Genomic DNA, 26,456 nt, shown 5'->3' on the forward strand with positions numbered 1-26,456 from the left:
GTTTACACAGAAAAGTTAATTCAGAACAGGATCTATGCAATGAAATACAGGTACTTATCCATAATTTTCGCGCTAATTACCGGTATGGGGTTAGTTTCGTGCGCGCACGAACCCCGGTACCAGGAATCGGCACTAGTCTCTCAAGTACGGGGTGAAGACAGTGAACGGGCATCGCTGGTGAGTGTCTCGAATGAAAAAATAAAACCAAATATTCTTTGGATCATTACAGACGATCACAGACCAGATTCCATATCGGCGTACAACAGGGCGGTATATGGGCAAAGTCATAGCCCGTTGGGCTATGTTGAATCGCCGAATGCAGATCAGCTCGCTAAAGAGGGCGTAATGTTCACACACGCTTTTACCAACTCGCCTGTATGCGCCCCTTCACGCGCTGCACTGCACTCCGGAAGATACCCCTTTCGCACTGGGCGGTTTGCGTTTGAACTCTCTCACCCCGGCCCCGATTTTTCCAAACCCCTGTTGTCTGAATATCTAAAGCGCGAGGGCTATTACACGGCAATGTTTGGGAAAGAAGATCACTACTTTATGCAGTGGGGGCCGGGGCAAAGCTTTAACAAACTCCCCTTGTTTGATTTTAGAGTACATTTTAAGCACGACTTGCAAAATCACGGAATTGGTGACATTTACACCCGCGCGTCATATGGCGATGAACCTGGAAATTCAACACCCATTGGCTACAGCGAACATGTGAATTATCCCGATGGTAAAAGCAGGCATTATTTAATAGCAAGCAAAGACGGTGAGGTGAGCGAACAGGATGTTGGCCAGCGAGAGAAAACCGACGAAGAATTCGACATATTGCGCAGCTACACGCGGAGCAATCCGAATTTAATCATTGGTGGCGTAAACCCGAACCGCGCGTCAGAAACCATTGATGCCAAAGTAGTGAGGGAATTGCGCAACCACTTAGAAAATGCAGCTAAGACGTACAAAACTCTAGCTGGTAAGTCTGTGAAAGGCGCTGATTTAGATAAACCTTTGTTCGTTAATTTGGGCTTCCATCTGCCACATACACCTGTGTTGCCGCCAAAATCTATCAGAGATCGTTTTAAATCGAAGGAATACAAAGTACCAAAATTCGATTTGTCTGAAGTTGAGAAATTGCCCGCACAACTCCGGAAACTGTATCACGCTACTAAGATTGAAGGCATGACCGACGCGGAAGTGCAGCAGGCAATACAGGATTATTACGCTTTTGCTGCCCATGGTGATGAACTGATTGGCGAAGCAGTTCAAGCGTTTAAAGATTACAGTAAAATGCAAAATCGCCCTTGGGTAATTGTATACACGATAGGTGATCACGGTTGGCATCTTGGAGAGCAAGGTATTGAAGCGAAATATGGTCCTTGGCAACAAAGCGTGGGAAATGCCGCCATCATTACCGCGTCTGATAAGTCATTGGTCCCCCGCGGTGTGATTAATGATGACCTCGTAGAGTTTGTGGATTTTGCGCCGACAATACTCGATTTGGCGGGGATTGATATTGAACAGGAAGCGTTCAACCATTTGGATGGTTTTAGTTTACTGGATGTGCTAGCGAAAAAGGCGCCAAAACGAGAGTATATCCTTGGCGAAACCAATGTTGTAGTGGGCCACCGCGCTTATCTTCACTCAAAACGGTTTCGTTTTTCTATGCGCACGCGACCACCAGGCGCAGCACCAGGTGAACGCATACGTTGGGCTCTTGACGCCAATGCAGACGATGTAGACATGGCCCTTTATGATTTGGCCGTCGATCCTCTTGAGAGAAATAATGTTGCCAATACCAAAGCCTACAGACCACTGGCGCTTTGGCTGAGAAACAAACTTGGCAATATCGTGCTCGGAGATGGTCGTGTTGAGGTGGACTGGTCAAAAGAAAATAGTTACGCAATCAGTCATTTCGCCGAGGGGGCAGACAACAAAAAACTGGATATTCCTAACGCACTAATTCCTCCACTCCCCGCTAGTGCGACATCAATGTGATATCTCGATAAGCAAAGGCTACGACACTTAGTCGTAGCCTTTGTAAGCTATTTTGGACTCTTTTCTGTTACGCGGGGTTAATGTTCGGTGGGACAGAATCATATTGGATCCCTACTCTTGGTGTCCAAAATGCATCGGGAACAGGATTTGTGCTTTGGTTTGGATGATTTTTCAACTGGTTCATAAGTGCAGTATAGGTTTTACCTATTCCCCACTGCAATGCTTCAACCTCTGGCGTTTCAGGTGAAGATTCGCTCAGTCGAGCAGATAACTTTTGATATACCTTTCGAAGCTCACTTTCTGCGAGTTTGTTTTGATGTTCTTTGACGTACAAATTAGCGAGATTTTGGTAGCTCTCCACCACGGCGGCAACGGCCTCATTGGGGTTGTCAGGTAACGATAGAAGGCTTTCGGCCAATTGAATGGCTTTGTGGTAGTGCACCAGAGCTAGAAATATATTGTGTTTCTCAAAATTATAGTTGGCTTCGCAAATATGTGTTTTCCACGCTTTCATTTCCTGACGATATTGCATGGCTTAAAAACCTCCTTTGGTTAAGCTCATCGGGTTGAGCAACTTTGTTAGCTCATCCAGTGACAAGTCAGTTGATTCATGTGCTACGTCGATAATGGGGCGGTTCTCTGAGTATGCCTTTTTCGCTATTTCGGAGGCTTTTGCATAGCCTATCAACGGGTTTAGGGCTGTGACCAAAATCGGGTTTCTACCAAGTGCAATATTGAGATTCTCTTCGTTTACCACAAAATCGCGAATAGCTTTATCTGCAAGTAAAATCGCCGCATTAGTTAACAAGGAGATATTGTTGAGTAGATTATGAGCGATAAGCGGTAACATGACGTTTAGCTCAAAGTTCCCTGACTGGCCGCCAACGGTAATTGCGGTATCGTTGCCAATTACCTGGGCACTGACCATTGCTACTGCTTCTGGGATCACGGGGTTGACCTTGCCCGGCATAATCGACGAACCCGGTTGTAAGGCCGGTAGAGTGATTTCACCTAAGCCGGCTAGAGGCCCTGAATTCATCCACCGTAAATCGTTAGCAATTTTCAATAAAGTAACGGCAAGTGATTTAGTTAGGCCTGACAATGTCACAGCGGTGTCTTGGGAACTAATCCCAGCAAATAAATTGTTCATGGGGGTGAATTTAACTTTTGTCGTCTCGGTTAAATGTCTGGTAAAGACCTGCGAAAATTTAACGTCTGTATTTACGCCCGTCCCCACGGCTGTTCCGCCAATAGCAAGTGATTGGATGCGAGTTTGAAAAAATGCCATGCTCAGCTTTTGTTCAGAAAGCTGAGCGGCCCAGCACTTCAGACTTTGATCCATACGCACTGGCATGGCATCCATCAAGTGTGTGCGCCCGGTTTTGCAAAATTTAGTTAATGTAGCGGCCTTTTCTTCAATTGTCTGAATAAGGTGTTGCAACGCTGGTAATAGCTTGTTGTGAAGATCAAGTGACGCCGCTACATGAATACTGGTTGGAATTACGTCATTACTGCTTTGGCCAAAGTTAACGTGGTCATTGGCATTTATGTTCATTTGTGAGGCGCGGCTAGCAAGTTTCGCGATAACTTCATTGGCGTTCATGTTACTGCTAGTGCCCGAACCGGTCTGGAATACATCTACTGGGAAATGGGCTAGCATGTCCTGACTTTCCAATAATGAATAGCACGCATGAGTTATTCCGTCTCCTATTTCTCTATCCAGATATCCCAGTTCAACGTTACTTTGCGCCGCGGACAACTTAACGAGCAGCAACGCTCGGATAAATGATTCAGGCATTACCTGTCCACTGATGGGGAAATTGTTTACTGCGCGTTGGGTTTGAGCCCCGTATAGCGCATCAAAAGGCACTTCCAACTCACCCATACTGTCTCGCTCTAGTCGTGTTTTTGACATAGTTTCTCCCTGATGAATTTATAAAAAACAGCGGCCTAATGTGGTTAACACGTATCTAAAATGCCATTAAATGATAATTATTCTCATTTGTATAATCTAGCGCATCTATCATTGTTGTCAAGAAACATTCATCGCTGACTAAACAGGTGAGTAGCGGTAAATTGAGAGTAAGGCCTGTGATTTGTTCATGACGACACCATCATCCAGATGAAATGTTAAAGAGGTGTATACATATGATGTTTGTTTATGTAGTATCAATACTGTGTAAAAAATAAGATCAATACGATGCATTTAGTCAATAGCCTGTAACGTGTTATTCGGCAAGGTGCATCTTTACTCGGGACGATACTATGAAACGCCAATTCAAGGTCGCCGCTCTGGCTCCGCTTATGATGATTGGTGCCGCGTGCACGCAAATGGAAACCACACAAACGGATTCATCACGAACTGTACAAAGTCAGCAGGTGAAGGCTGTCAGCGCACTTGAACTGACGGCAAGAAGTAAAATGGATGAGCTTCAACGGATGATGGACGACGCTAAATCGAAGGATATCGATGTAACGCGAGAGGAAGCCGTTATCTGGTTTGCAGAAGAATTTTTGAAATTTGCAAATTGGGATGAAGCAAACCCGGAAGCAATAGAAGCTGCGTTTGGTTACGAACGGCATTTTGCACCTGATAAAAAACAACTTGCTGCAGATTTACCAGATTTCGAACGTCGCAAAGTTATTGAAATTCTTGATGCGGGTATCGATGTGCTTGGAAAAGTACTCCACGGAGAGATAAAGCGTCGGCCGGTAGTAAAAGTTGACTGGCAAAATACCAAAGCTGCAGATGACATGTTTGTGAGTAATGGCAAACCCATTTTCTTGTACGACTACTTTTCAAAGTCAGTTGGACAACCGCTAGGTCAGCCGGATATTTACAACGACTATTTAGGCGCACTCTATCACGGTGGTGAAAATCTCTATCCGGTGGATCACGATCGCGCCATAAATTCTTTTCTGGTCAAGGAAGACGGTACGTTTGACGAAGCGCTGCTCAAAGAGTTAACAGAAATTCCAGATGTTAATATTGGCTATCTCGTCGCTTGGCTTATGGGGATCCCGGAATGGGTTGAAGCAAAGGAGCCTGAGATTAGGAAGGGCCGCTCGCTGTTTCAGGGGTTTGATATAGACAACCCTCTCGCCCGAGAAGTCTGGAGCAAGATCCTGCGTAAGGCGGCTGAGGTCACTAAGGGGAAGAAGGTCATAGAGCTCGGTTTCGTGCTTGCTAACGAACCGCATTGGTACTCAGAGTCTGGACATTGGACGGGCAACTATGAAGAAATGCAGGGTATTTCCTCTTACACATTGGCTGAGTTCCAAAAATGGCTCAAGCAAAAATACCGTGGAAATATCGCACTGCTAAACGCAAATTGGGGGGCGCAATTTTCCGGTTTTGATAAAGTGGAAATTGAAATACCTATTGATGTGAGTTTGCGCGGTAAACCCATTTGGTACGACTGGAATCGCTACAACATGCATCGTGCTACTTCCTGGTTCACATTTATGCAAAATGAGATTCACGCCGTGAATCCCGAAGCGGATACGCACATTAAAATATTTCCGCGTACATTCTACGAAGACTCTCGGTCTCACGGCATTGATTTAGAGGCATTGACCGAGTTGACTACCATGATTGGTCATGACGCGAAAGCGCTAGGCAGCCCGAGTATTCGTTCGCACATTTCCTCTGACTGGTGGGAAAAATATACCTACAAGTGGGATGGCATGAGCATGATCCACGACTTTACCGAGTCGGTATCACCGAACAAAATCAATGTAAATTCAGAATCTCACTTCTTGTCTTCGGGCCAGTGGAAAGTGATGGACCCACGTACAAGCTATGTACGAAACGTCTATTGGTTGGCTACATTGCAAGGGATGGATGCGAATATGGGCTGGTTTTGGATGCGCGATCCGGATGGTTCGCCAGAAGACCGTCTTGAGGGTGAGCTCAATTTCTTTGATCCGGGCTTAGCGGGGGCGTTTGCTGGCTCTAATAACATGCAGCCTCACGTTTCCAATGAAGTCACACAAGTGATGTTCGACTTAAATACCTATTCAGAAGAAATCATGGCGCTGCGCAAACAGTCCAGGCCAGTCAGGTTGTTCTATTCAGAAACCTCTGCCATTAATATTGGTAATTACATGACAGAACAGACCAAATTGTATAAAGCGATGTTCTTTGAAGGGTTTCCCCTGGGCTATGCCACAGAAAATATCATCAAGAAGCAAGATAATGGGCTTTGGGATACGGTGGTAGTTTACAAAACGCCAAATGTAACGGATAGCGAATTTGCTACTTTGCAAAGCTACCTGGACGCGGGTGGATCAGTGGTCATGGATGCACACTCTTTACAATTCGATGAATATGGTAAAAAGCGCGATAAATTATTGGTTGCAGGGCAGGGTAACCTTACAGTACTTGACGAAAGTAAGGGGATAAACGACTTACACGACGCGGCACTATCGCAGGTTAAACAAAGTAACATGCCTGACATTAAATTCGACATAGATAGCCGCCTGGAGCACAAAACAACGATTACCCGTGTGGCGAAAACAGAAGGTAATAAATATTTAGTGAATATCCTGAGTGTAGGGCATGAGCCAGTGAAGGTGAACCTTTCGCACAAAGATGGCGGCGAGCTGAAAGTGACTAACTTGATGACGGCCAATGAAATGAAGACTTCATTTGAGGTGGGGTCTGAAGAAGTACTGCTGTTAGAAGTAGAAAAGCGGTAAATAGGTAAGTTATTGATAGCGAGGCCAGTTTACAAAAGTAAATTGGCCTTTTTTGTCACTTAAACGCCTAATAACAAGGGAGATTAGCGTTTTACATTGCCGAGCACGTCTGAGTTGGCTGTTGCCAGATGTCGATATGTCGTTACTATAGCTTAATGAAACACATAAGGTGATCCAAAAGGCTATGGAATCAAATACGCCAACTGACGGCATGCCGCAAACTCTGCTACAAACGGTACTCGATGCACTGCTTCCTTTAATACCTTTACTTATCGCTATTGTATTTGTCACAGGAACACTCATCGCACTTCACTTTGTACTATTGGCTAAGCAACATCATCTCACCAGCGAACAAAAATTGCCGCGTCAAGTAGGCTTGTTGGTACTTACTATCGTTGGAGCAGTTGTTATCGCAATGACACTACCAGTAAGTGAAAGCACCCGCAACCAGGTGATAGCGCTTATCGGTGTGCTTATTTCAGGTGTGATTGCTTTTTCGTCAACCACCATGGTCGGTAACCTTATGGCAGGGATCGTTTTAAGAGTGAATCGCCCATATAGGGTTGGTGACTTTATCAAAGTAGAAGGCTACAGCGGTCGCGTTACTGAAATGGGATTACTGGATACTGAAATTCAAACAGAAAGTAGAGAACTTATTGCCTTTGCAAATACTCTCATGGTGAATTCTCCGGTTTCCGTCACCCGCGCTTCAGGGGCCATTGTGAGTGTAGACATCAGTTTGGGTTACGACATTCACCACAGCATTATCGAAAAGCACTTGCTTGTTGCTGCAGAAAATGCAGCGCTCACTGATCCTTTCGTTCAAGTTGTTGGGCTTGGTGATTTTTCGGTGAGTTACCGAATTTCAGGTTTACTTTCTGAAGTTAAAAGTCTGCTAAGTGCCCGTTCTCGCTTGCACAAAGCCGTGCTTGATACTTTGCACAACGCGGATATCGAGATTGTTTCACCGAGCTTTATGAATCAGCGACCTCAGCCTGATGGTCTGAAAATAATTGCCAAATCACCTCGCCAAACTCAGCAAGAAGATTCCTTGCCTGAAGATGTGATTTTTGACAAGGCTGAAGAGGCGGAACAAAAAGAAAAGAGTAAGGATAGTTTAGTGCAAGCGCTCGCCGATATTGACGCCAAAATTGCAGATAGCGAAGGGGATGAAAAAGCGGTATTAAAGAATAAAAAAGCAAAAGTAGAAGCGCAGCTTTCAGATTTAGTTGAAGCGAAAATACAAGAGGGGTAGGGAAGGAATGAGGTGTACACAAAATTTGTACTAGCTCAAAGCTAAACTGGCAGCGGTACCTGAAAAAACGGGTCACTGTCTGATCAGGGCTGAGCTAGGGAAGATGCGCTGTACGAGATTGCTTCAATGCGCCAATTTGCACATTTATCACTGGATAAGGCCATTCCTGACCGCACGACCATTATGAACTTCCGGCACTTGCTGGAAAAGCACAAGCTGACTCGCCAATTATTCAAAACAGTTAATCAATGGCTGTCGGGCTGCGGTGTGATGATGACGCAGGGCACACTGGTGGATGCCAAGAGTCGTCTCACCCATACACTGGTGACCACCGCCGCCAATGAGCATGACTTAAACCAGTTGAAAAACCTGTTGCACGGCGAAGAAGAATTCGCTTCCGGCGATGCCGGTTATCAGGGAGCAAAGAAACGGGAAGAGTTGCAAGATACGAATGTGGAATGGCTGATTGCCGAACGCCCCGGAAAAGTCCGGGCGCTGAAAAAGCATCCCCGCAAAAATAAAACTGCCATCAACATCGATTACTTAAAAGCCAGCATCCGGGCGAAAGTTGAACACCCGTTTCGCATCATCAAATGTCAGTTTGGCTTTATCAAAGCACGATACAAAGGACTGATGAAAAATGACTCACAGTTAGCCATGCTATTCACCTTGGCGAACCTGTTTAAAGTAGACCCGATGTTACGACGACAGCCAAGATCTGTCTAAAATCCAGGAATAAGGCCGAAATCAGGCCTTAAAAGGTAGTATATTAGCCTAAATTGAGAATTTGGCGTTCAAAAATTAGACGGCGAACGCGAAGGCTGGTTCAAGTACTAAATTGCAGGGCTTATTCGCAGTTTCCTTAGCTTGGTTGAGCGCAAAAGTAAGCTGTATCTGATACGCAAAGTGCCAGCGAAAAGTGCGGCTGATGTAAGTCGGGCTATGGTAGCGATGCTGTGGCGGTATCGGCGCCACGTCCGCACCATTACTGCGGACAACGGCAGCGAATTCTGTGACCACGAGCTGGTTGCAGAGAAGTTGAAAACTGATATTTATTTCGCTAACCCATATTCTTCATGGGGGCGAGGCTTGAACGAGAACTTCAATGGTCTGCTGCGTCAGTATATACGTAAAGGCACGGATTTACGGACGGTAACGGATAAGCAGGTTGCTGAAATCGAACGGGCATTTAACGCAAGACCGAGAAAGTGTCTCGGCTTTAAGCAACCAATTGCGGTGTTCAACGAATTACGCAGGGCTGCCTAGTTTAGCGAGTGGTGCACTTCGGAGTTGAATTCGCGTATAACTCTAGACGCAAGCATGGTGAAGCGAATAATATGCCTCCACTGGCTTATGAAAAGCTAGAAGAATTCAAAAGAAAATCTGTCTAGTAAAGTCTGGTCGATTCAGATAGCAAAATCAACCAAAGGGATGTAGTGCTATGTATTCATGATGGATGTCGCATTAATTTTGAATATCAATCAGAAAACGGCAATGTTCAATCTTATTTTTCAACAAGTAATTCATCCTTAGATATGGACAATTTAGCAGTTGCTTGGTGCAAAAAGCGGCATCTTAGCGTGAATAAATACACGCTTAACTAGCTACTTGAACAATGTGAAAATGCAATTGATGATATCGAACTAAAAAAGCTGGTTCTTGAGAGAGAGGGCCAGGAAGAATTTGAGTATGACAATATTTTCGAGGTTGTTGCTTCAGACACAAGCATTGCAAAGGCAATGAAGGAACGTAGGAATGAGTTCATAAAACTACGCGACGCTGGTCAAGCGCTAGCTAAAGAAGCCGCTTATATCACTGAAATTCATTCACGAGAGGAGCATAATACTGCGTTGGCATTGTTAGAAATTTTGCTAGAAGACTATGACAGGTAATGTGTTACTCATTGATGCTTTAAGTGCATCAATTGCTAGGTTTGAACAGTCTATGTCATTGTAATTGAATCGACACCAATAATCTAGACAGTGCTCAGCTAGATGTATTACAAGAAGCTGGTTGCGAAAGAATCTACCAAGAAAAAGGTAGTGGTAAGTCTCGCCTAAGACCTGAACTGGAACGAATGACCGACTCTCTTCGTGCCGCTGACACGGTTGTTGTTCAGCGACTCGATCGCTTGGGTCGAAGCTTGAAAGATTTAATTGAGCTGCTTGATGACTTTAAACAGCATGGTGTTCAGTTTATTAGTTTGAATGAGAGCATTGATACGACGACGGCTGTGGGTGAGCTGGCCTTTCATATGATTGGGTCAATCGCGCATTTTGAAAGACGGTTGATTTCCGAGCGAACCAAGGCTGGGCTTGCAGCTGCCAGAACCTGGGGCCGAAAAGGTGGGCGCAAAGCCAAACTTACGGCATCAGACATAAGAAGAGCGCATGCGATGTTACTCGATCCTAATATGACTAAGGCCGAAGTAGCAGAACATTTTGAGGTAAGCCGGCCCACACTTAATAAAGCACTTAATGAAACAGCTATTTAGTGGTTAGAATTGAAAATAAAGACAAATCAGATTAAATCGGATTGGGTTGCCAAACTGTAGCCTTGCGTATTATTGACTATTCCTTTGCTGTACTCCATATCCCTTAATTAAAGTTCGGTAACTAGTTTGCGCTTGTTTGTTGATTTAAACTAGTAGGCAAAAGAAGCTGACTTAATAGAGGGAACGGTAAGTTGTGGGCAGCAAAAGGAAGTTCGCTATTATTTGTGCACTGATTGTCACTAATTCATGTTTGGTTTTTCAGTATGCGCAAGACAAGTTTACTTTGCCGGATTGGCTGGATGAACTTGCGCTGAGCTCAAAATACGAAGTAATAACAGCTATCGATTCGTTGGCCACCAAACCCATGTCGGCAAAAATAGTGCTGGCTAAACCCGCAAATCAATTTTCGCCGGTTACAACGGTACCCAACGAGCTGCCGCACACCGGTACCACCTGTCTCGATAAGCGTAATGCCACAAAATCCAAACAAATCTATACGTGGACAGACAGTCAGGGGGTTCAGCATCTCTCCGACAGACCTCGCCGAATCGATGACGGTACACCAGTAACCCTGGTGAGCAACATTCCCGCAGAGGATTTATCCATTAATTTTCTTGGGCTTCAGGGTAGCTATAATCTTAGACAAGGGATCGTATCTTCGGTCAATGCCAGCAAAAGACTCTTTGAGAAGGTGGTGCCCGCCGAGCTGGTAAAACCGCTTACCATCAATTTCAGACTTTTCACCGACCAAACAGGCTATGAGAAGTATCGGGGGCCGGCGACAGGCCTTCTTAAAAACTCACAGGGCTTCTACCGCTCCGACACTAACGAATCTGTCGTGTGGGTCAAAACTGAATCGCAGGGAGAAAAGACCGCGGTGCACGAAGCCATGCATAGCATAAATCGGCACTACATTGGTCAGATGAGCAAATGGCTTAATGAGGGGGTTGCGGAATTAGCTGAGGATATCGCTCAAAATCCTGAAAATATTAGAACCACACTGCGTTCGAAGCGGCTATTGCCCGTCAGCGACTTACTCAATAGTACCCATGAAGAATGGACGCAAGATTCATCTATCCATTACCGAACCGCTAAAGCGTTGGTAAGCTATTTGTATTTTACGGATAGGGCTGCCCTTACCCGCCTGCTGTTAGCTGAATCGGAAAACGGCTGCGAGACACTACGACAGTTAGAGGTCACCCGAATTATCGGAAAGGACGCCCGGGCAATTGACACGATGCTAAAACGCTGGCTCTCTTGAGAAAGTGAGCAAAGATTAAATTTTGCTACCAGGTCTACAATAGAGCGGACAGCCTGGGAACTTGGCTGTCGCTTTGAACGAAGGTACATAACCGAGCGAAGCATTAGCTCCCGTAAGTCCTCAGCGTTTAAACATGAGTGGTGCACTTATTATCTGAATTCGGGGTTCAATAGTGAACTAGGTGGACTTTTTCGAGATGGCCGCTCTGACCATTTTCAGTCTTGGCAGTGGTTTAAGGCTCAAATGAGTGAATAGCGGAGATCGTTAGTCGGTCTATGGTGGTCAGCTAAAGACAAACAGCAGACGGTCAACGCCCGCTAAGCTTTTTGCGTCCCTTGTCGAGGCGTTTGTTAGACGAACAATACTCTCTAGCTGGATATGTATTTATAAACAGATATTCATAGGTAGGATCTTAAGAAAATTAGAGCTTGAATGCATGTCCCAAATTTGATCAGATGTTTATCGCCAAACAAACGTCCTGAAAAAATTTGAGAACATACACGATAAGAATAACGAGCTAAACAGAATAACGGAAGTCCTGAACGAATTTAATATCAACGATATTGGTAAACGGTGTGGATTTTGCCATCGGGAACGTATTGTGAAGCCCTATGAATTAGTGATGGCTCTGGTGACGGCCATGGGCGACAAGAGCATTGACTGTATCAGTGATTTGCACCGCTATTTTACTGGATTGACGTACACCGATGTGCAGTACAAGCCGTTTCATAATCAACTGAGTAAACCCGCATTTAAGCAGTTGATTCAGCGCATAGTGGGCGTTGCATTGCACAAATGGCAGCAGCATATCCTTGGTACAGACACGGACCTGTCGGCGTTTAAACAGGTCGTACTGCAAGATGGCAGTTCGTTTGCCGTCCATGATGCGTTAAAGGAAGAGTTTAAAGGGCGTTTTACGACCATTAGCCCCGCTGCCGTTGAGGTACATGTAAGCTGGGATATGTTACACAGCCAGCCTGAACGGATAGCCGTTAGTGCAGACAGCGTGGCAGAGTATGATTATTTACCGCCAGCTGAATCGTTAGTGGCCTGCTTATTTATAGCAGACCGGGGCTATTTCAAACTGTCGTATCTGGAGAGTATTCATCAGGCGGGAGGGAGTTATCTGGTCAGGGCAAAAGCGACAGCTAACCCTTTGGTGTTGTTGGGTGTGAATGCGCAGGATAAGCGCTTGAAGCGATTCCAAAATGTGAGGCTCAAGGACGTGAGACATCACTTCCGACGAAGCCAGGTAGTCGATATGGATGTTGAGGGAAGCGTGTCATATCGCCTGATAGCGAGTTGGCCATCAGGTAAATCAGAGCCAACCTATTGGGCGACGAATTTGCCCCGTGAGCAATACTCGGCAAAAGTGGTGATGCAGCTATACAGCTTGCGCTGGCAGATAGAATTACTGTTCAAGGAATGGAAATCCTACTGCAATTTACGCAAGTTCAATACCCGGAATGCGGGATTAATGGAGGGGCTGATATGGGTCAGTTTACTGGCATTACTGGTGAAACGGCGTATTGGATTTAGTATCCAACGACTGATGGGCGTCGATATATCGAGCTTTATGGTCGCGAAAAATACGCAGAGCTGGTTTTATCCATTAATGGAATCGATACTCCATGACGCGTATTCTGAATTAACACAAACGTGGAATCTCGCTACAATCGTGAGAGAAGCGCCATGAGTTGATTATTGGATTAACTTCTGAGAGAGGGTTACGTAAGGCCACAAAAAAACCGACTCAAAGGTCGGTTTCAGTATCTACTTCTAAAAGAAGTAGATGGTACCAGTGGGCGGACTTGAACCGCCACGCCCGCAAAGGCAACGGATTTTGAATCCGTCATGTCTACCAATTCCATCACACTGGCATTCGACGTGGTGTCGATGTGTGGTGCATTATAGCGATACGCCGCACACTGACAAGTGTTTTCTTAAAATTCTTGGCGCTTTTAAATCTAAGTGCCCAAAAGTTAATCACTTGAGGGCACTTAAGCTTCCCGTGGTATTCGAGAGGAGTGTTTCACCCCTTCTGTCTAGCGGGTATTAACCTTACGAGTCAAAGCTGATCAGGTTAAAATTTATAGGCTACCGATAATTTGATATTTCGTCCAGGCTCGTAATCGCTAAGTTCCAGTTCACCGAAAACAGGGTGATTGGTAACCCCGGTTCGCGACGCATGGGATACATACAGTTCATCCAGTAGGTTTTCAATACCAAGTGTAATATTGAGGTTGTTCTGGAAGTAGGCAGGCTCCCACACGGCAGTTAGCGTGTGAACAATGTAACCGTCTTTCTCATCTTCGGAGAAGGTTTTTTGGGTATGCCAGCGAAGGTCTACGTCGTAGTCGTCGAAGTAGTAGTTTAGTGTTAAGCCCAGGCTGTCGCCTACTTCCCGCTCTAACGGTGTTGGTGTGTCGCTGCCGTCGTTGAGTTCTGAATCAGATTTTGCAAATGTCAGTAGCGCATTAAACGCGTCGAGGGCATAGAATATACTGGCCTCAAACCCGTCAATTTCCACTGTGCCTATGTTGTCATCCCACTCGAAACAACCTTCACAGCTTTCGTCTGGGTAGGTAACCGCCTCAATGTAATCGTCTATTTCGGTTTTGAATGCGGTAAAGGCGACGCGAAATTCGTCTGCGCCGAGTGTATCTGAAGTATTGTATCGGATCCCTACCTCTCGGTTATTGCCCGTTTCAGGGCGTAGATCTGGATTTCGCACCTTACCGGCTTGTTCGTTAATAAAAATTTCACCTGGCTGTGGCCCTTTAAACAGGTCTGTGGTACTGGCATGCACAATCCACTCGCGGGTGATAGCATATTCAGCTGCGACGGCTGTTTGCCACTCCTGCCAGCTTTGCGGTTCTGGGTTTTCCGCCGAAGACTTCTCATAGTCATTAAATCGCAGCCCCGGTGTAATAATAAGGCCATTACCAAAATCGATAGCATCTTCAATGAAAACACCCAGGTCATCGGTATCTTCCGCTCCTGTTGTCGCAACACCGTCCGTTACACTTTCACTGTCATTTTCAGATTTGAGCCACTTAACACCGTAGGTAAGTTGATGTCTCATGGCGTCAGTAGCAACGCGGCTGTTTGCGATAAGCGTTAAGCCGGTATTTTTCGACGTACCTTCGGTTGTTGACCCGTTGTAAACACGCCACAACTCTTGTTCGTTTTGATACAGATCTGCACGAAGGTTGATTGCCGTACCTACATTGAGTTCGTAGTGACCACTTATGGTATCTCTGTCGTAGTGCGTGTCGTACAAGGGCACTTCGCCACCACCAATGGCAGCGTTGGTTCTTACGCCCATATCAGGACGAGCGGAATACATTCCGTGGTTTTGATAGGTGTCGTATTTCACAGAAAAGCGCTGATATTCATCTATATCAAAGCCAACTTTGGCCATAATATTGTCGATGGTACCCTCGCTACCGAGTACTTCAATATTGTCGCCATCGTCAAAGTTATTCCGGTTCATGGTAGATCCATACACCAGAATATCGAGTGCATCAGTAAGCTGTCCGTAACCAGTAACAGAAATGTATTCACTGTCATTGGTGTTGTAACCGGCTAACACCCGACCACCGAATTGTTCGTTGCCCTGAAGTAAATCGTGTGCTGCTTTAGTTCTGAATTCCAGTGCGCCACCTAATCCGGAGTGGACGACTGAGTTAGAGCCCACCTGAATATCCACCGACTCTAAAATATCCGGGTTAATATTTAAGTTACCCATGTGGTGGAACATGTAGTTATTCTGTGAAGCGCCGTCGATTAGTACCTCTAAATCGGTATCGTCCAAGCCCCGCACATTGATGCGCTGATTGAGCGAGTGGGTGCCGCCAACATCAACACCAGGGATATCTCGTAATAAGTCACTAAGGTGGTCTGCTTGTTTTGCGGCGATGGCTTGTTCGCCAACATAAACCGAGGAACTTTTTACTGTTGTACCCCATATTTCAAGTCTTTCAATATTTGCACTGTCTTCGGCAAAAAGCTGTGTCGAAAAAGCCGTGAGCACGGCGATTGCAAGCGTGTGTTTATTCACTACTAAGGTCCTCAATGCATTTGAATCGTAGGCGATGTAATTTCGGGGGGCGGATTATAAAAAGTATTTAATAAATACACAAATGATAATCATTGCTATTTGATAGTTTGTTAGGAGATGATCACCCGCTCTCAGTAGGGTATTATTTGTCAGATCAAATACGTTTAGGAAGAGTGCTTTGCCCGAAGAGTTGAGAAATAACAAGATAGACGAACAGGCTCAAATGGATCTGCAACGCGCGGGGTTTCTTCGTCGGCTGCTGGCAATGGTGTACGACACCCTGGTTGCCATAGCCGTGGGAATGTGCGCAGCCATGGTTTTGATTGTTCTACTCGTTGTACTACTTAGTAACGGCGTATTGGATTTGCAGGGCTATGACGATCCATCTGCCCTAATTCAGGGGTCAGTTTTGTATAGAACGCTCATCCAAATCTGGGTGGGGTTTTGGATTGTTGGTTTTTTTCTGTGGTTTTGGAAAAATGGTGGGCAAACTATTGGTATGCGTGCATGGCGACTTCGCATATACAGTACGGTGGAAGCACCTATGGGGTGGGGCAGGCTGGTACTCCGTTTAGTGGCATCTCTAGGTGGGCTTGGTACTCTGCTGGTATTATTGGACTTTAAGCACAAACAATCACTGCAGGACAGGGTGGCAGGCACAGAAGTCCTGCAACTGACAAAAGAAGCCAACGATCACAAAAGCTGGTAATACCCAATAGCCTATTTTCTTAACAGAAGTGCGGCTACACCGGCAAACAGGAGGCTGGGCAGTAAAGCCCCCACGAATGGCGGTAGTGAATACACTAGACTTAGCGGGCCAAATACTTCATTAGTAATAAAAAAGCCAAACCCGGTTAATACACCCATAATCACTCTGGCCCCCATGGTCACACTGCGCAGCGGCCCAAAGATAAACGACAAGGCCATCAATAGCATTACCGCAATTGAAACAGGCTGCAAAAGCTTGCGCCAGAAAGCCAGCTCGTAGCGCGAGCTGTCTTGGCCATTGCCTTTTCGATACTCTACATACTCGTAGAGCCCCTGAATAGACAGGGCTTCTGGCTTAATGGCCACGATGCCCAGTTTGTCCGGCGTAAGGGTGGAATTCCATTGCTGTCGGGGTTGGTCCAGTACCGAGATCTCGGTATCGGAGAAACGCGTCACCGATACTTCTTCCAGCCACCATGCGGTGCCGTCGAAATGCCCTTCTCTTGCAAACGTTAAGGTGTTTAGTGTTAAGTCTTCGTTGAAATCAAAAATACTGATGTCCCGCAAGGATTCTCGGGTTACTACCTGGCCGATACTCACAAAGTGTTCACCGTCTTTGGCCCAGGTGAGTTCATCTGATGAAAACAGGCTACCACCGGAGATGGCTTCAGTTCGTATTTCCTTAGCTTTTGACTCACTAAACGGGGTTACCCATTCACCAACTGCCATGACAAATAAAATCATGAAGACCGCAGATTTCATTGCGGAGTTAATAATATTCCAACGACTCAGACCCGCGGCCTGCATAATCACAAGTTCGCTATTACTGGCCAGCAGGCCCATGCCAATAAGCCCGCCGAGCAGGGTCGCCATGGGGAAGAACTGTTCTAGATCCCTTGGTAGGCTAAGTAGCACGTAAAGACCCGCTACAGTCATGTCATAGTTGCCTTCGCCAAGCTTTCTCAATTGTTCGACGAATTTAATTAGCGCAGAAAGGCCAATTAAAACAGACAGGGTTACGGTAACGGTACCTAGAAGTGTGCGGGCAACGTATAAATCGAGGATACGAAACATCTATACTCTCCCCAAAAAACGCGCACGCAACGCAGTGCCAATTCGCCTGTCGCGAACAATGAGCGCTATGCCGATAGCCAGCATGATACCGTGCACCCACCACAAACCCAGTTGAATGGGTATTTTTCCATCTTCCAGTACCCTTCGGCTGGCAAGGAGTAGCAGGAAATAGCCAAGATATAGCAAGATAGCAGGAAACATTTTACCAAACCGGCCTTGACGAGGATCAACGGAACTAAGCGGTACCGCAATCAAAACCAGAAAAGGTATTGACAGAGGAATGGCAATGCGCCACTGCAATTCAGCCCTGGCTTCAATGGAGTCATCTTGCCATAGATCCATGGTTGGCAATACGCTGACCTTGCGGCGTGGCTCGTCCTGATCTTCATCGGCAATTTGTATTTGGTATTCGTCAAATGCGATTTTTCTGTATTCTTTCTCAGTTTGCCTGCCTTCGTATTGCACGCCTTCGCGAAGCACCAAGTTACGCGTGCCATCAGGATTGTTTTGGATGTGGCCAGTTTGGGCCTGTACCACCCGAACCCGGTCTTCGGCACCTTCTTGTTGATTTTGCGACAGGAATACCCGTTTAAGTTCATCGTTCTTGCCATCGACATCGCGAACGAATATAACGGCTTTTTCATTGCCAGTCTGGGTGAATCTTCCCGGCATAATGGCAGAGAATCCAGCCTCACTTCTGGCCTTTTCGCGTAGTATGTACTCACTTTCAGCGGCTGAGGGAGCAAGGTAAAGCGTGATGAAACCAGTGAGCAGCATAATGAAAACAGAAAGTAACAGCATCACGCGGGTAACATACCATTCGCTGATGCCACAGGCCTTCATCACCGACATTTCTGAATCGACGTACAGGCGACCGTGGGCCAGTAATATGCCAAGATACGCACTGATGGGCAGTACCAGTGAAGAAAGAATAGGGGCATACAAGCCCAGGAAACCCAGTACAAGACCGGCGGGAATATCCCCGTCTGAAGCATCGCCTAATACACGCACAAAGCGCAACGTAATGAAGATAGCCATCAAAATGAAAAAGACGGCCATCTGAGACTTCAGTGTTTCCTTTATCAGATAACGGAATATCAGCATTCCGACACCTCTGGAAAATTTGGATTTATAGTGAAAATGCGCACAATTTTGAGTAAACTAACTGTTTTTACAAGTTTTGCCTGTATATCAATAACCCGATTGCATGAAAACGGCGCGAATTGTCCGGTTTAACCCGCTATTGTTGGTTGTCCGGACTCACGGCAGAAAGCGTCAAACGCAGACTTATTGCCTTATGGCTGCGTATTAAAACACAAAGCAGCGCAAAACGTTATGCGAAATTATCGTCATGCAAATCACAAGATAAAAAACAGCGAGGTGATATCGTGGAGTTTAGTGTAAAAAGTGGTAGCCCTGAAAAGCAACGAAGCGCATGTATTGTGGTGGGTGTTTTTGAACCACGTCGCCTTACAGCGGTAGCAGAACAACTGGATGAAATTAGTGAAGGTTATATCAGCAATCTGTTGCGCCGCGGCGATCTGGAAGGTAAAGCCGGCCAGATGTTACTGCTGCACCACGTGCCAAACGTGCTTAGCGAGCGTGTTTTACTTGTGGGCTGTGGCAAGGAGCGCGAGCTTGATGAGCGCCAGTATAAGCAGATTATTGCTAAAACCATTCAAACGCTGAATGAAACCGGCTCGATGGAAGCGGTGTGTTTTTTAACCGAATTGCATGTGAAAGGCCGCGATACATACTGGAAAGTACGTCAGGCAGTTGAGGCAACTCAGGATTCCCTTTATACCTTCCTGCAATTAAAAACCAAAAAAGGCGAACCCCGTCGACCATTGCGCAAAATTGTCTTTAATGTACCAACCCGTCGTGAACTTACCGTGGGTGAACGTGCCATCGAGCATGGCCTGGCCGTGTCTAAAGGCGCAAGTCTCACCAAAGACGTCGCCAATATGCCGCCCAATATTTGTAATCCCGCTTATTTGTGGGAACAGGCACAGTCTCTGGCTGCAAACTACGATTCCATAACCGCAGAGGTGGTGAACGAAGAGCAAATGGCAGAGTTAGGGATGAATTCATACCTAGCGGTAGGGCGTGGTTCAGACAATGAATCGCTGATGAGTATTATTCATCACAACGGCGGTCCGGAAGGTCAGGCGCCTATCGTTTTGGTGGGTAAAGGCCTCACGTTTGATTCCGGTGGTATTTCCATTAAGCCGGGCGAAGGCATGGATGAAATGAAATACGACATGGGTGGTGCGGCTGGTGTCCTTGGCACGATGCAAACTGTGGCTGAACTGAATTTGCCAGTGAACGTTATAGGTGTCCTTGCCGGATGCGAAAATATGCCTGATGGTAAGGCTTATCGTCCGGGTGATATTCTTACCACGATGTCTGGTCAAACAGTCGAGGTGTTAAACACCGATGCAGAAGGGCGTTTGGTTCTTTGTGATGCTCTGACTTACGTGGAACGTTTCGAACCAGAGTTGGTAATTGACGTTGCAACGCTTACCGGTGCTTGTATTGTTGCCCTTGGCAGCCATGCAACCGGATTGATGAGTACGCATAACCCACTGGCTCATGAATTATTAAATGCGTCAGAGCAAAGCTCAGACAGGGCCTGGCGTTTGCCTGTGTGGGATGAATACCAAGAGCAGCTTGATAGTCCTTTTGCCGATTTCACCAACTTAGGTGGCCGCGCGGCAGGTTCGATTACTGCAGCGTGTTTCCTGTCTCGCTTTACCAAAAAATACAACTGGGCACATATGGATATTGCCGGAACAGCGTGGCGCAGCGGCAAGAATAAAGGGGCTACAGGTCGTCCGGTACCTATGTTGTCCCAATTTTTGATGAACCGCTCTGGCATAAAGCAAGAGGATTGAGCTACATGCCTCAGGTGACGTTCTGGCAACTGGCTGACGAAGCGCATGCCGCAGAAAATCGCACCTGCCATCTGGTGGCAGATGCGTTTTCGAACAAACAAAAGTGCATAGTGTACTGCGCTGATCAGGCATCAGCAGAAATGGTCGACGAATTGCTATGGCAATTGCCGGCAGAGCGCTTCGTGCCGCACAACCTCGCAGGTGAGGGGCCGAGCGTGGGAACGCCTGTGGAAATATGCTGGCAGGAAAATCAGTTGTCCCGTCGCAGTCTTATCGTCAACCTTAGTGGGAAGATGTTAGCGTCTCCCCATGCGTATCAAATCATTTTCGATTTCGTGCCTGCTGCCGATGAAGCGAAGCAAGCAGCACGGGTTCGCTATAAACAATATCAACAGGCTGGCTGCCAACTGCAGTTTCAATCTGCTGACACTTGAGAGTAAGTATGGATAAAACCTTTGAACCACAGTCCATTGAGAAGCAATGTTATGAAAAATGGGAAGCGGCGGGATATTTTAAACCTTCCGGCAGCGGTAACCCTTATTGTATTTTGCTTCCGCCTCCTAACGTAACTGGTAGCTTGCATATGGGGCACGGTTTTCAGCAAACCATAATGGATGCCCTGACGCGTTACCATCGTATGAAAGGCGACAATACCCTTTGGCAAGTCGGCACAGACCACGCGGGTATTGCGACACAAATGGTGGTGGAACGCCGCTTGAATGCGGAAGGCAAAAATCGTCACGATTTGGGTCGCGACGCGTTTGTCGATAAAGTGTGGGAATGGAAAGAAGAGTCGGGTGGAACCATTACCAAGCAGATGCGTCGTTTAGGCACATCTACCGACTGGGACCGCGAAGTCTTCACCATGGACGACAACTTGTCGAAGGCCGTTACTGAAGTGTTTGTGCGTTTGCACGAGGAAGGGCTCATTTATCGCGGTAAGCGGTTGGTTAACTGGGATCCGGTGCTTCACACTGCTGTTTCTGACCTTGAAGTACTAAACGAGGAAGAAGCGGGCTATATGTGGCATATGCGCTATCCGCTTGCCGATGGTTCAGGTGATATTGTGGTGGCGACAACACGACCTGAAACCATGCTTGGCGATACCGCCGTGGCGGTACATCCGGATGATGAGCGCTATCAGTCGCTTATTGGCAAGAATATCCGGTTACCGATTACCGGTCGTTTAATTCCCATTATTGCTGATGATTACGTCGACCCGGAATTTGGCACAGGGTGCGTGAAAATTACGCCCGCCCACGATTTCAACGACTACGATATGGGTAAGCGTCACAACCTGCCCATGATTAACGTGCTGACTGCCGATGCCAAAATTAATGATGAAGCACCGGAAAAGTATCGCGGTCTTGACCGCTTTGATGCCCGTAAGCAAATCGTCGCAGATCTCGAGGAGCAGGGGTTACTTGTTAAAGTTGCAGATCACAAGCTCAAAGTGCCACGGGGCGATAGAACCGGTGCCGTCATCGAACCCTATCTTACCGATCAGTGGTATGTGGCTGTAGAGTCACTGGCGAAGCCGGCTATTGAAGCTGTGGAAAGTGGTGAGATCCGCTTTATTCCGGAAAACTGGAATAAAACTTATTACCAGTGGATGAACAATATTCAAGACTGGTGTATCTCACGGCAACTGTGGTGGGGACATCGGGTACCAGCATGGTACGACAACGAGGGTAATGTGTATGTAGCGCGGGACGAAGGAGAAGCGCGCAGCCGTTATAAGCTGGATGAAGCCGTTGAGCTTACCCAGGATGACGACGTGCTGGACACCTGGTTTTCGTCAGCATTATGGCCTTTTGCCACCATGGGCTGGCCGGAAGATACTCCTGATCTGGAAACGTTTGTGCCATCGTCCGTGCTGGTGACGGGGTTCGACATCATTTTCTTCTGGGTTGCCAGAATGATTATGATGACCAAGAAGTTCACTGGCAAAATTCCTTTTAAAGATATCTACATAACCGGGCTTATTCGCGATGAAAATGGCGACAAGATGTCTAAGTCAAAAGGAAACGTGCTGGATCCCATTGATTTAATTGATGGAATCAACCTGGAGTCGCTGGTTACCAAGCGAACGTCGGGGATGATGCAGCCGCAATTAGCCAAGAAGATTGAGAAGAATACTCGTAAGCAGTTTCCAGACGGTATAAATGCGTACGGTACTGATGCCCTTAGGTTTACCTTTGCCGCCATGGCATCTACCAGCAGGGATATCAACTTTGATATGGGCCGCGTCGAAGGGTATCGCAACTTCTGTAACAAAATATGGAACGCGTCTCGCTTCGTGTTGATGAATACAGAAACTGAAGATACCGGTCGAGACGGTGGTGAGATGGTACTTAGCCTGGCCGATAAATGGGTTTGGGCGCAGTTCCAGAAAACACTCAAGGAATTTGAATCGGCCCTTGCGGATTACCGCTTTGATATCGCTGCGCAGGCTGTCTACGAATTTACCTGGAACCAGTTCTGTGACTGGTATCTTGAACTCACTAAGCCGGTGTTAAATAGCGACAGCAGCACTGAGGCTGAAAAGCGAGGCACCCGTCACACACTTATTAATGTACTTGAGCATTTATTGCGATTATTGCATCCTTTGATGCCGTTTATTACCGATACTATTTGGCAGCGCGTAGCACCGTTGAGCGATGCAGGTATCGCCGCAGATCAAACCAGCATTATGATCCAGCCGTTTCCATCGGTGCATGCTGAGCGTGAGAATGACAGCGTATTGGCCGATATTGAATGGCTGAAGCGTTTTATTATCGGTATTCGCAACATACGCGGGGAAATGGATATTTCCCCGAATAAGCCGCTAAATGCTCTATTGCGAAATGTGAGTGCCGAAGATCAGCGTCGATTAGATCTTGCTGCACCATTTATTGAGAAACTCGCCAAGCTTGAATCTGTTACCACCCTGGCTAACGGAGAACCCGCACCAGCGAGTGCAACGGCACTTGTGGGAGAAATGGAAATTCTTATTCCAATGGCAGGACTTATTGATAAAGACGCGGAGTTGGCGCGAATTTCCAAAGCAATGAGTAAAGTTGAGCTGGACGTAAATCGCACTAAGGGTAAGTTGTCGAACGAAAAATTCGTTAGCAATGCGCCGCAAGCTGTTATAGAAAAAGAGCGCAGCAAGCTGGACGAAGCTGAAAAAGCGTTGGCCAAGCTAAAAGAGCAACACGCTACGATAAGCGCTTTGTAAAGCGCCGTCAGACACCGGTAATAAGTGGCAAAAAGGAGCGTTACTCGCTCCTTTTTTTCGGTTAGGTAAGCCGTTGCTAGTCCTGGGGTTACTCGATCTTTCTGACTGTTTGTATAGCGTGCATGTTTACTTCCGTGCTCAAAAAGCGTCTTAACATGGCGGCAAGGGCGCCCCGTTTTAAGGGTTTGGTGAGGTAATCTGTCATCCCTAAATCTAGCGCCTGAAGTCGGTCTTCTTTCATGGCATTAGCCGACAAGCCAATGATTGGGAGATCAGAAAAGCCTTTGTTTCTGATTTGCTTGGTAGCCTCGTAACCGTCCATAACCGGCATTTGAACGTCCATGAGTACTAAATCATATACTGGCGCATTCGTAAGCTTCGTAACGGCTTGAAGGCCGTCTTCGGCAATATCAAAGGTCAATCCTAGTGAAGACAACATCTCACCAGTAACCACTTGATTAATATTATTGTCTTCCACTAGCAAAATGTGCCCGTCAAGCATCGTCGAACTCTCGGCAACTTCTGGTATGGCATCACTGTCTACTGTACCCGTCAGACGATGAACGAATCGCTTGAATTGTGACGGTGTAAACGGGTGCAATAAAACCGGTCCATGCCACTGATTGAACACTTTTTCCTGTAGCTGTCCGGTTTGCGTCTCCATGACTATCCCCACGACACAGCCTTGACGCTCGTATACAGTTAACGTGGGCAATAATGCCTTAAAGATACTGTAGGTGGGAATTTCTACCAGGATAGCCGGTGGTACTCCAACGTCTTTCTTCAGCGCTTCCAGGGGTTGGCATACTGCTTTTGAGTTAAGTAAGGCCATGTATTGCGGAGGTAACAACGCTTTGTCAGAAAAATAGGCTGAACCCTGAGGAAGTGAAGGGGTCGACGCCAGTATACCTTTCTGACCAAGGGTAACGCCCATGGGAAGGGTAACTACGAAGGTGGTACCGTCGTCGGGTTTTGAGCTCACTCTGAGTTTGCCTGACATTAATTCAGTTAATTGCTTAACAATGGTTAAACCCAGGCCCGAACCGCCGAATTTGCGGTTTGTTGAGCCATCCGCCTGGGTGAAGGGTTGGAAGATGCGATCGATTTGTCCTTGAGTCATACCTATGCCGGTATCCAGTACTTCTATTCGAAGTACCACATTATCACCTTTTTGATTTAGCAGGCTCTTGATATCAATGGTGATTTCTCCCTGTTGGGTAAATTTTACGGCGTTGGTACATAAGTTCATAAGAATTTGTGACAATCTGAGGGGATCACCAATCAACCTGGGCGGTAGTGATGGATCAACCACCAGTCTCACGCTGAGGTTCTTTTCCTGAGCGCGCAAGCTGGTTACTGCCAGCAGGTTGTCCAGAATGGAGTGAACGGAGAAGCTGACTTTTTCCAGCTCAAGCTTCCCGGCCTCTATTTTGGAAAAGTCGAGAATGTCGTTAATAACATTCAACAGAATTTGGCTGGAATAGGACGCTTTGTCGAGATAGTCCTTGAGCATCGCAGACATGGGTTGCTGGTGAGCGAGTTCCATTAAGCCAATAATGCCATTTAATGGCGTGCGTATTTCGTGACTCATGTTTGCCAGGAACATGCTTTTTGACGCTGTGGCGCGTTCGGCTTTTAGTTTGGATTCTGCCAGTTCACTATTGAGTTTTTCCTGCTGCCTGTTTAGGGTTTGTGCCTCTTCCAGGAGTTTCTTGGTTTGCGCATTTTTTTCTTTAAAGACAGAGGCCGCTCTGGCGAGTTTGCCAATTTCGTCTTTCCGCCTTAGCTCTGGTAGTACCTCAACATCATCGCCATCCGCGAGACGATTAAACACGTCAGTAATTGAACGGATGGGACCGAGAATACGCTTTACTGTGAAAATCGCGAATGCCATGGCCAGTACAATGGCAATAACGGAATAAATTTCGCCATTGAGTCTGGCTTCTTGCGCTGCTTTCTGCGTTTTGCGATTAACGGCATTGGTTTGTGAATTAACTAAATCTGCCAGTTCACGGCTCAAGAATAAAAACTCGTTGGCTGAACCAGCCATCACAACATTAACCAAAAATAAATTGTTTTGCGTGATCTGAGCGAGTTGAAGAAAGCGACTATTCAGGGCGTCAACTTGTTGACTCATGCTTTGCAATGTTGCGTTAGTTTCGTGTTGTAACATACTTTGGACTTCATAAACGGCGTCCTGGAACTGATTTGCTGCTTCCTGACTAGGGGAGTTCAGGTAACGCAACGCCATGTTTTCCATCTTTGCTGTTTGTAGTCTCAGCTTGGTAATCGCCTGTTCGGGCAAAAGTGTTTCTTCAGCCGCTTGAGCGAGCAAATCATTCAGCTCATCCAATACAAAGAAACCTTGAACATTAATCAACTGGTTTCGCTCGTGGCGAGCGTCGACAACCTGGCGAAAATTCTCTTTGTACGCAACAAGGTGGCTGCGCATGCGTACCAAGGTGTCGTCATCACTGTAATTATAAGCAGAGGAGAGTGTGGAGTTTTCCAGTGAATCAATTTTGTCCGTGATGGATATCATCAGTCGCTCAAACCGCGTCACAGCAGACTGACTTGCCGTTTCTTTAAAAATAAGCACATTTCTTTGTAGATCGAGAATATCTCGCTCCAACTCGCCTACCAGACCAACATCAATTACGGCCTGACGGGTGTTGTTCATGCCCTCTGTCAGTACCTGTTCATTTGCTCTGCCTAAAAAACCCTGAACGAGTATAAGCGCAACCATTACAATGAGGACGAGTATGAGTTGGAGGCGTATAGAATGGAACATAGGAAG

16 protein-coding genes, 1 tRNA gene and 2 pseudogenes are annotated in these 26,456 nt (G+C 46.5%); 12 read left to right on the top strand and 7 right to left on the bottom strand.

Annotation, left to right across the window (positions count from 1 at the left end):
- The first annotated feature begins 39 nt into the window (after positions 1-39).
- Positions 40-1,989 (top strand): sulfatase-like hydrolase/transferase, encoded by a 1,950-nt coding sequence (locus KO518_RS06125; RefSeq protein WP_252736000.1) that lies wholly within the window; start codon positions 40-42, stop codon positions 1,987-1,989.
- 67 nt (positions 1,990-2,056) lie between these two features.
- Here KO518_RS06125 and KO518_RS06130 read toward each other — a convergent pair whose 3' ends face one another.
- Entirely contained in the window at positions 2,057-2,521 is a 465-nt protein-coding gene (locus KO518_RS06130) for a DUF2753 family protein (protein ID WP_216024949.1), read from the bottom strand.
- A gap of 3 nt (positions 2,522-2,524) precedes the next feature.
- Positions 2,525-3,904 (bottom strand): lyase family protein, encoded by a 1,380-nt coding sequence (locus KO518_RS06135; RefSeq protein WP_216024950.1) that lies wholly within the window; start codon positions 3,902-3,904, stop codon positions 2,525-2,527.
- A 350-nt stretch (positions 3,905-4,254) separates the two neighbouring features.
- On the opposite strand from KO518_RS06135, the gene KO518_RS06140 reads away from it, so the two are divergent.
- The 7 genes and pseudogenes from KO518_RS06140 to KO518_RS06170 form a co-directional block, all read left to right on the top strand.
- Complete coding sequence (locus KO518_RS06140) at positions 4,255-6,690, top strand: alpha-amylase family protein (RefSeq protein ID WP_216024951.1); 2,436 nt, start codon at positions 4,255-4,257, stop codon at positions 6,688-6,690.
- 184 nt (positions 6,691-6,874) lie between these two features.
- A complete protein-coding gene (locus tag KO518_RS06145; protein WP_216024952.1) occupies positions 6,875-7,945 on the top strand; it encodes a mechanosensitive ion channel family protein in 1,071 nt (356 codons plus the stop codon).
- Positions 7,946-8,038: 93 nt separating this feature from the next.
- Positions 8,039-8,671 (top strand): annotated as a pseudogene (locus KO518_RS06150) (transposase); the annotation flags it as partial.
- 141 nt (positions 8,672-8,812) lie between these two features.
- The gene (locus tag KO518_RS06155) at positions 8,813-9,211 is read left to right on the top strand and encodes an IS30 family transposase (protein ID WP_252736001.1); all 399 of its coding nucleotides are present in this window, start codon (positions 8,813-8,815) and stop codon (positions 9,209-9,211) included.
- 694 nt (positions 9,212-9,905) lie between these two features.
- Positions 9,906-10,439: a recombinase family protein gene (locus KO518_RS06160; protein ID WP_216025468.1), complete on the top strand. Its 534-nt coding sequence runs from the start codon at positions 9,906-9,908 to the stop codon at positions 10,437-10,439.
- 193 nt (positions 10,440-10,632) lie between these two features.
- Positions 10,633-11,700, top strand: coding sequence for a DUF4124 domain-containing protein (locus tag KO518_RS06165; protein ID WP_216024953.1), 1,068 nt, complete (start codon positions 10,633-10,635; stop codon positions 11,698-11,700).
- A gap of 496 nt (positions 11,701-12,196) precedes the next feature.
- Positions 12,197-13,363: pseudogene (locus tag KO518_RS06170) on the top strand (IS4 family transposase); the annotation flags it as partial.
- A gap of 130 nt (positions 13,364-13,493) precedes the next feature.
- Here the strand turns inward: KO518_RS06170 and KO518_RS06175 are convergent.
- A tRNA-Leu gene (locus tag KO518_RS06175) sits at positions 13,494-13,580 on the bottom strand.
- A 203-nt stretch (positions 13,581-13,783) separates the two neighbouring features.
- Positions 13,784-15,763, bottom strand: a complete 1,980-nt coding sequence (locus KO518_RS06180) for a TonB-dependent receptor domain-containing protein (RefSeq protein ID WP_216024954.1) — start codon at positions 15,761-15,763, stop codon at positions 13,784-13,786.
- 223 nt (positions 15,764-15,986) lie between these two features.
- Between KO518_RS06180 and KO518_RS06185 the strand changes: the two genes are divergently transcribed.
- Positions 15,987-16,472 carry an RDD family protein gene (locus KO518_RS06185; RefSeq protein ID WP_216025469.1) on the top strand — a complete coding sequence of 162 codons (486 nt, stop codon included), beginning with the start codon at positions 15,987-15,989 and terminating at the stop codon, positions 16,470-16,472.
- A gap of 11 nt (positions 16,473-16,483) precedes the next feature.
- Here KO518_RS06185 and lptG read toward each other — a convergent pair whose 3' ends face one another.
- Positions 16,484-17,545, bottom strand: a complete 1,062-nt coding sequence (lptG, locus tag KO518_RS06190; RefSeq protein ID WP_216024955.1) for an LPS export ABC transporter permease LptG — start codon at positions 17,543-17,545, stop codon at positions 16,484-16,486.
- A complete protein-coding gene (gene lptF / locus KO518_RS06195; RefSeq protein ID WP_216024956.1) occupies positions 17,546-18,649 on the bottom strand; it encodes an LPS export ABC transporter permease LptF in 1,104 nt (367 codons plus the stop codon).
- A 284-nt stretch (positions 18,650-18,933) separates the two neighbouring features.
- Here lptF and pepA point away from each other — a divergent pair, with 284 nt between their 5' ends.
- Genes pepA through KO518_RS06210 form a run of 3 tightly spaced genes read left to right on the top strand, consistent with a single transcriptional unit; the run spans position 18,934 to position 23,659 of the window.
- Complete coding sequence (pepA, locus tag KO518_RS06200; protein WP_216024957.1) at positions 18,934-20,439, top strand: leucyl aminopeptidase; 1,506 nt, start codon at positions 18,934-18,936, stop codon at positions 20,437-20,439.
- A gap of 5 nt (positions 20,440-20,444) precedes the next feature.
- Positions 20,445-20,873: a DNA polymerase III subunit chi gene (locus KO518_RS06205; protein WP_216024958.1), complete on the top strand. Its 429-nt coding sequence runs from the start codon at positions 20,445-20,447 to the stop codon at positions 20,871-20,873.
- Between the two features lie 8 nt (positions 20,874-20,881).
- Entirely contained in the window at positions 20,882-23,659 is a 2,778-nt protein-coding gene (locus KO518_RS06210; protein ID WP_216024959.1) for a valine--tRNA ligase, read from the top strand.
- 88 nt (positions 23,660-23,747) lie between these two features.
- On the opposite strand, the gene KO518_RS06215 is transcribed toward KO518_RS06210, so the two are convergent.
- Positions 23,748-26,450, bottom strand: coding sequence for an ATP-binding protein (locus tag KO518_RS06215; RefSeq protein WP_216024960.1), 2,703 nt, complete (start codon positions 26,448-26,450; stop codon positions 23,748-23,750).
- Positions 26,451-26,456 lie beyond the last annotated feature (6 nt).

The organism is Aestuariibacter sp. A3R04 (assembly GCF_018860805.1).
GTDB lineage: Bacteria > Pseudomonadota > Gammaproteobacteria > Enterobacterales > Alteromonadaceae > Alteromonas.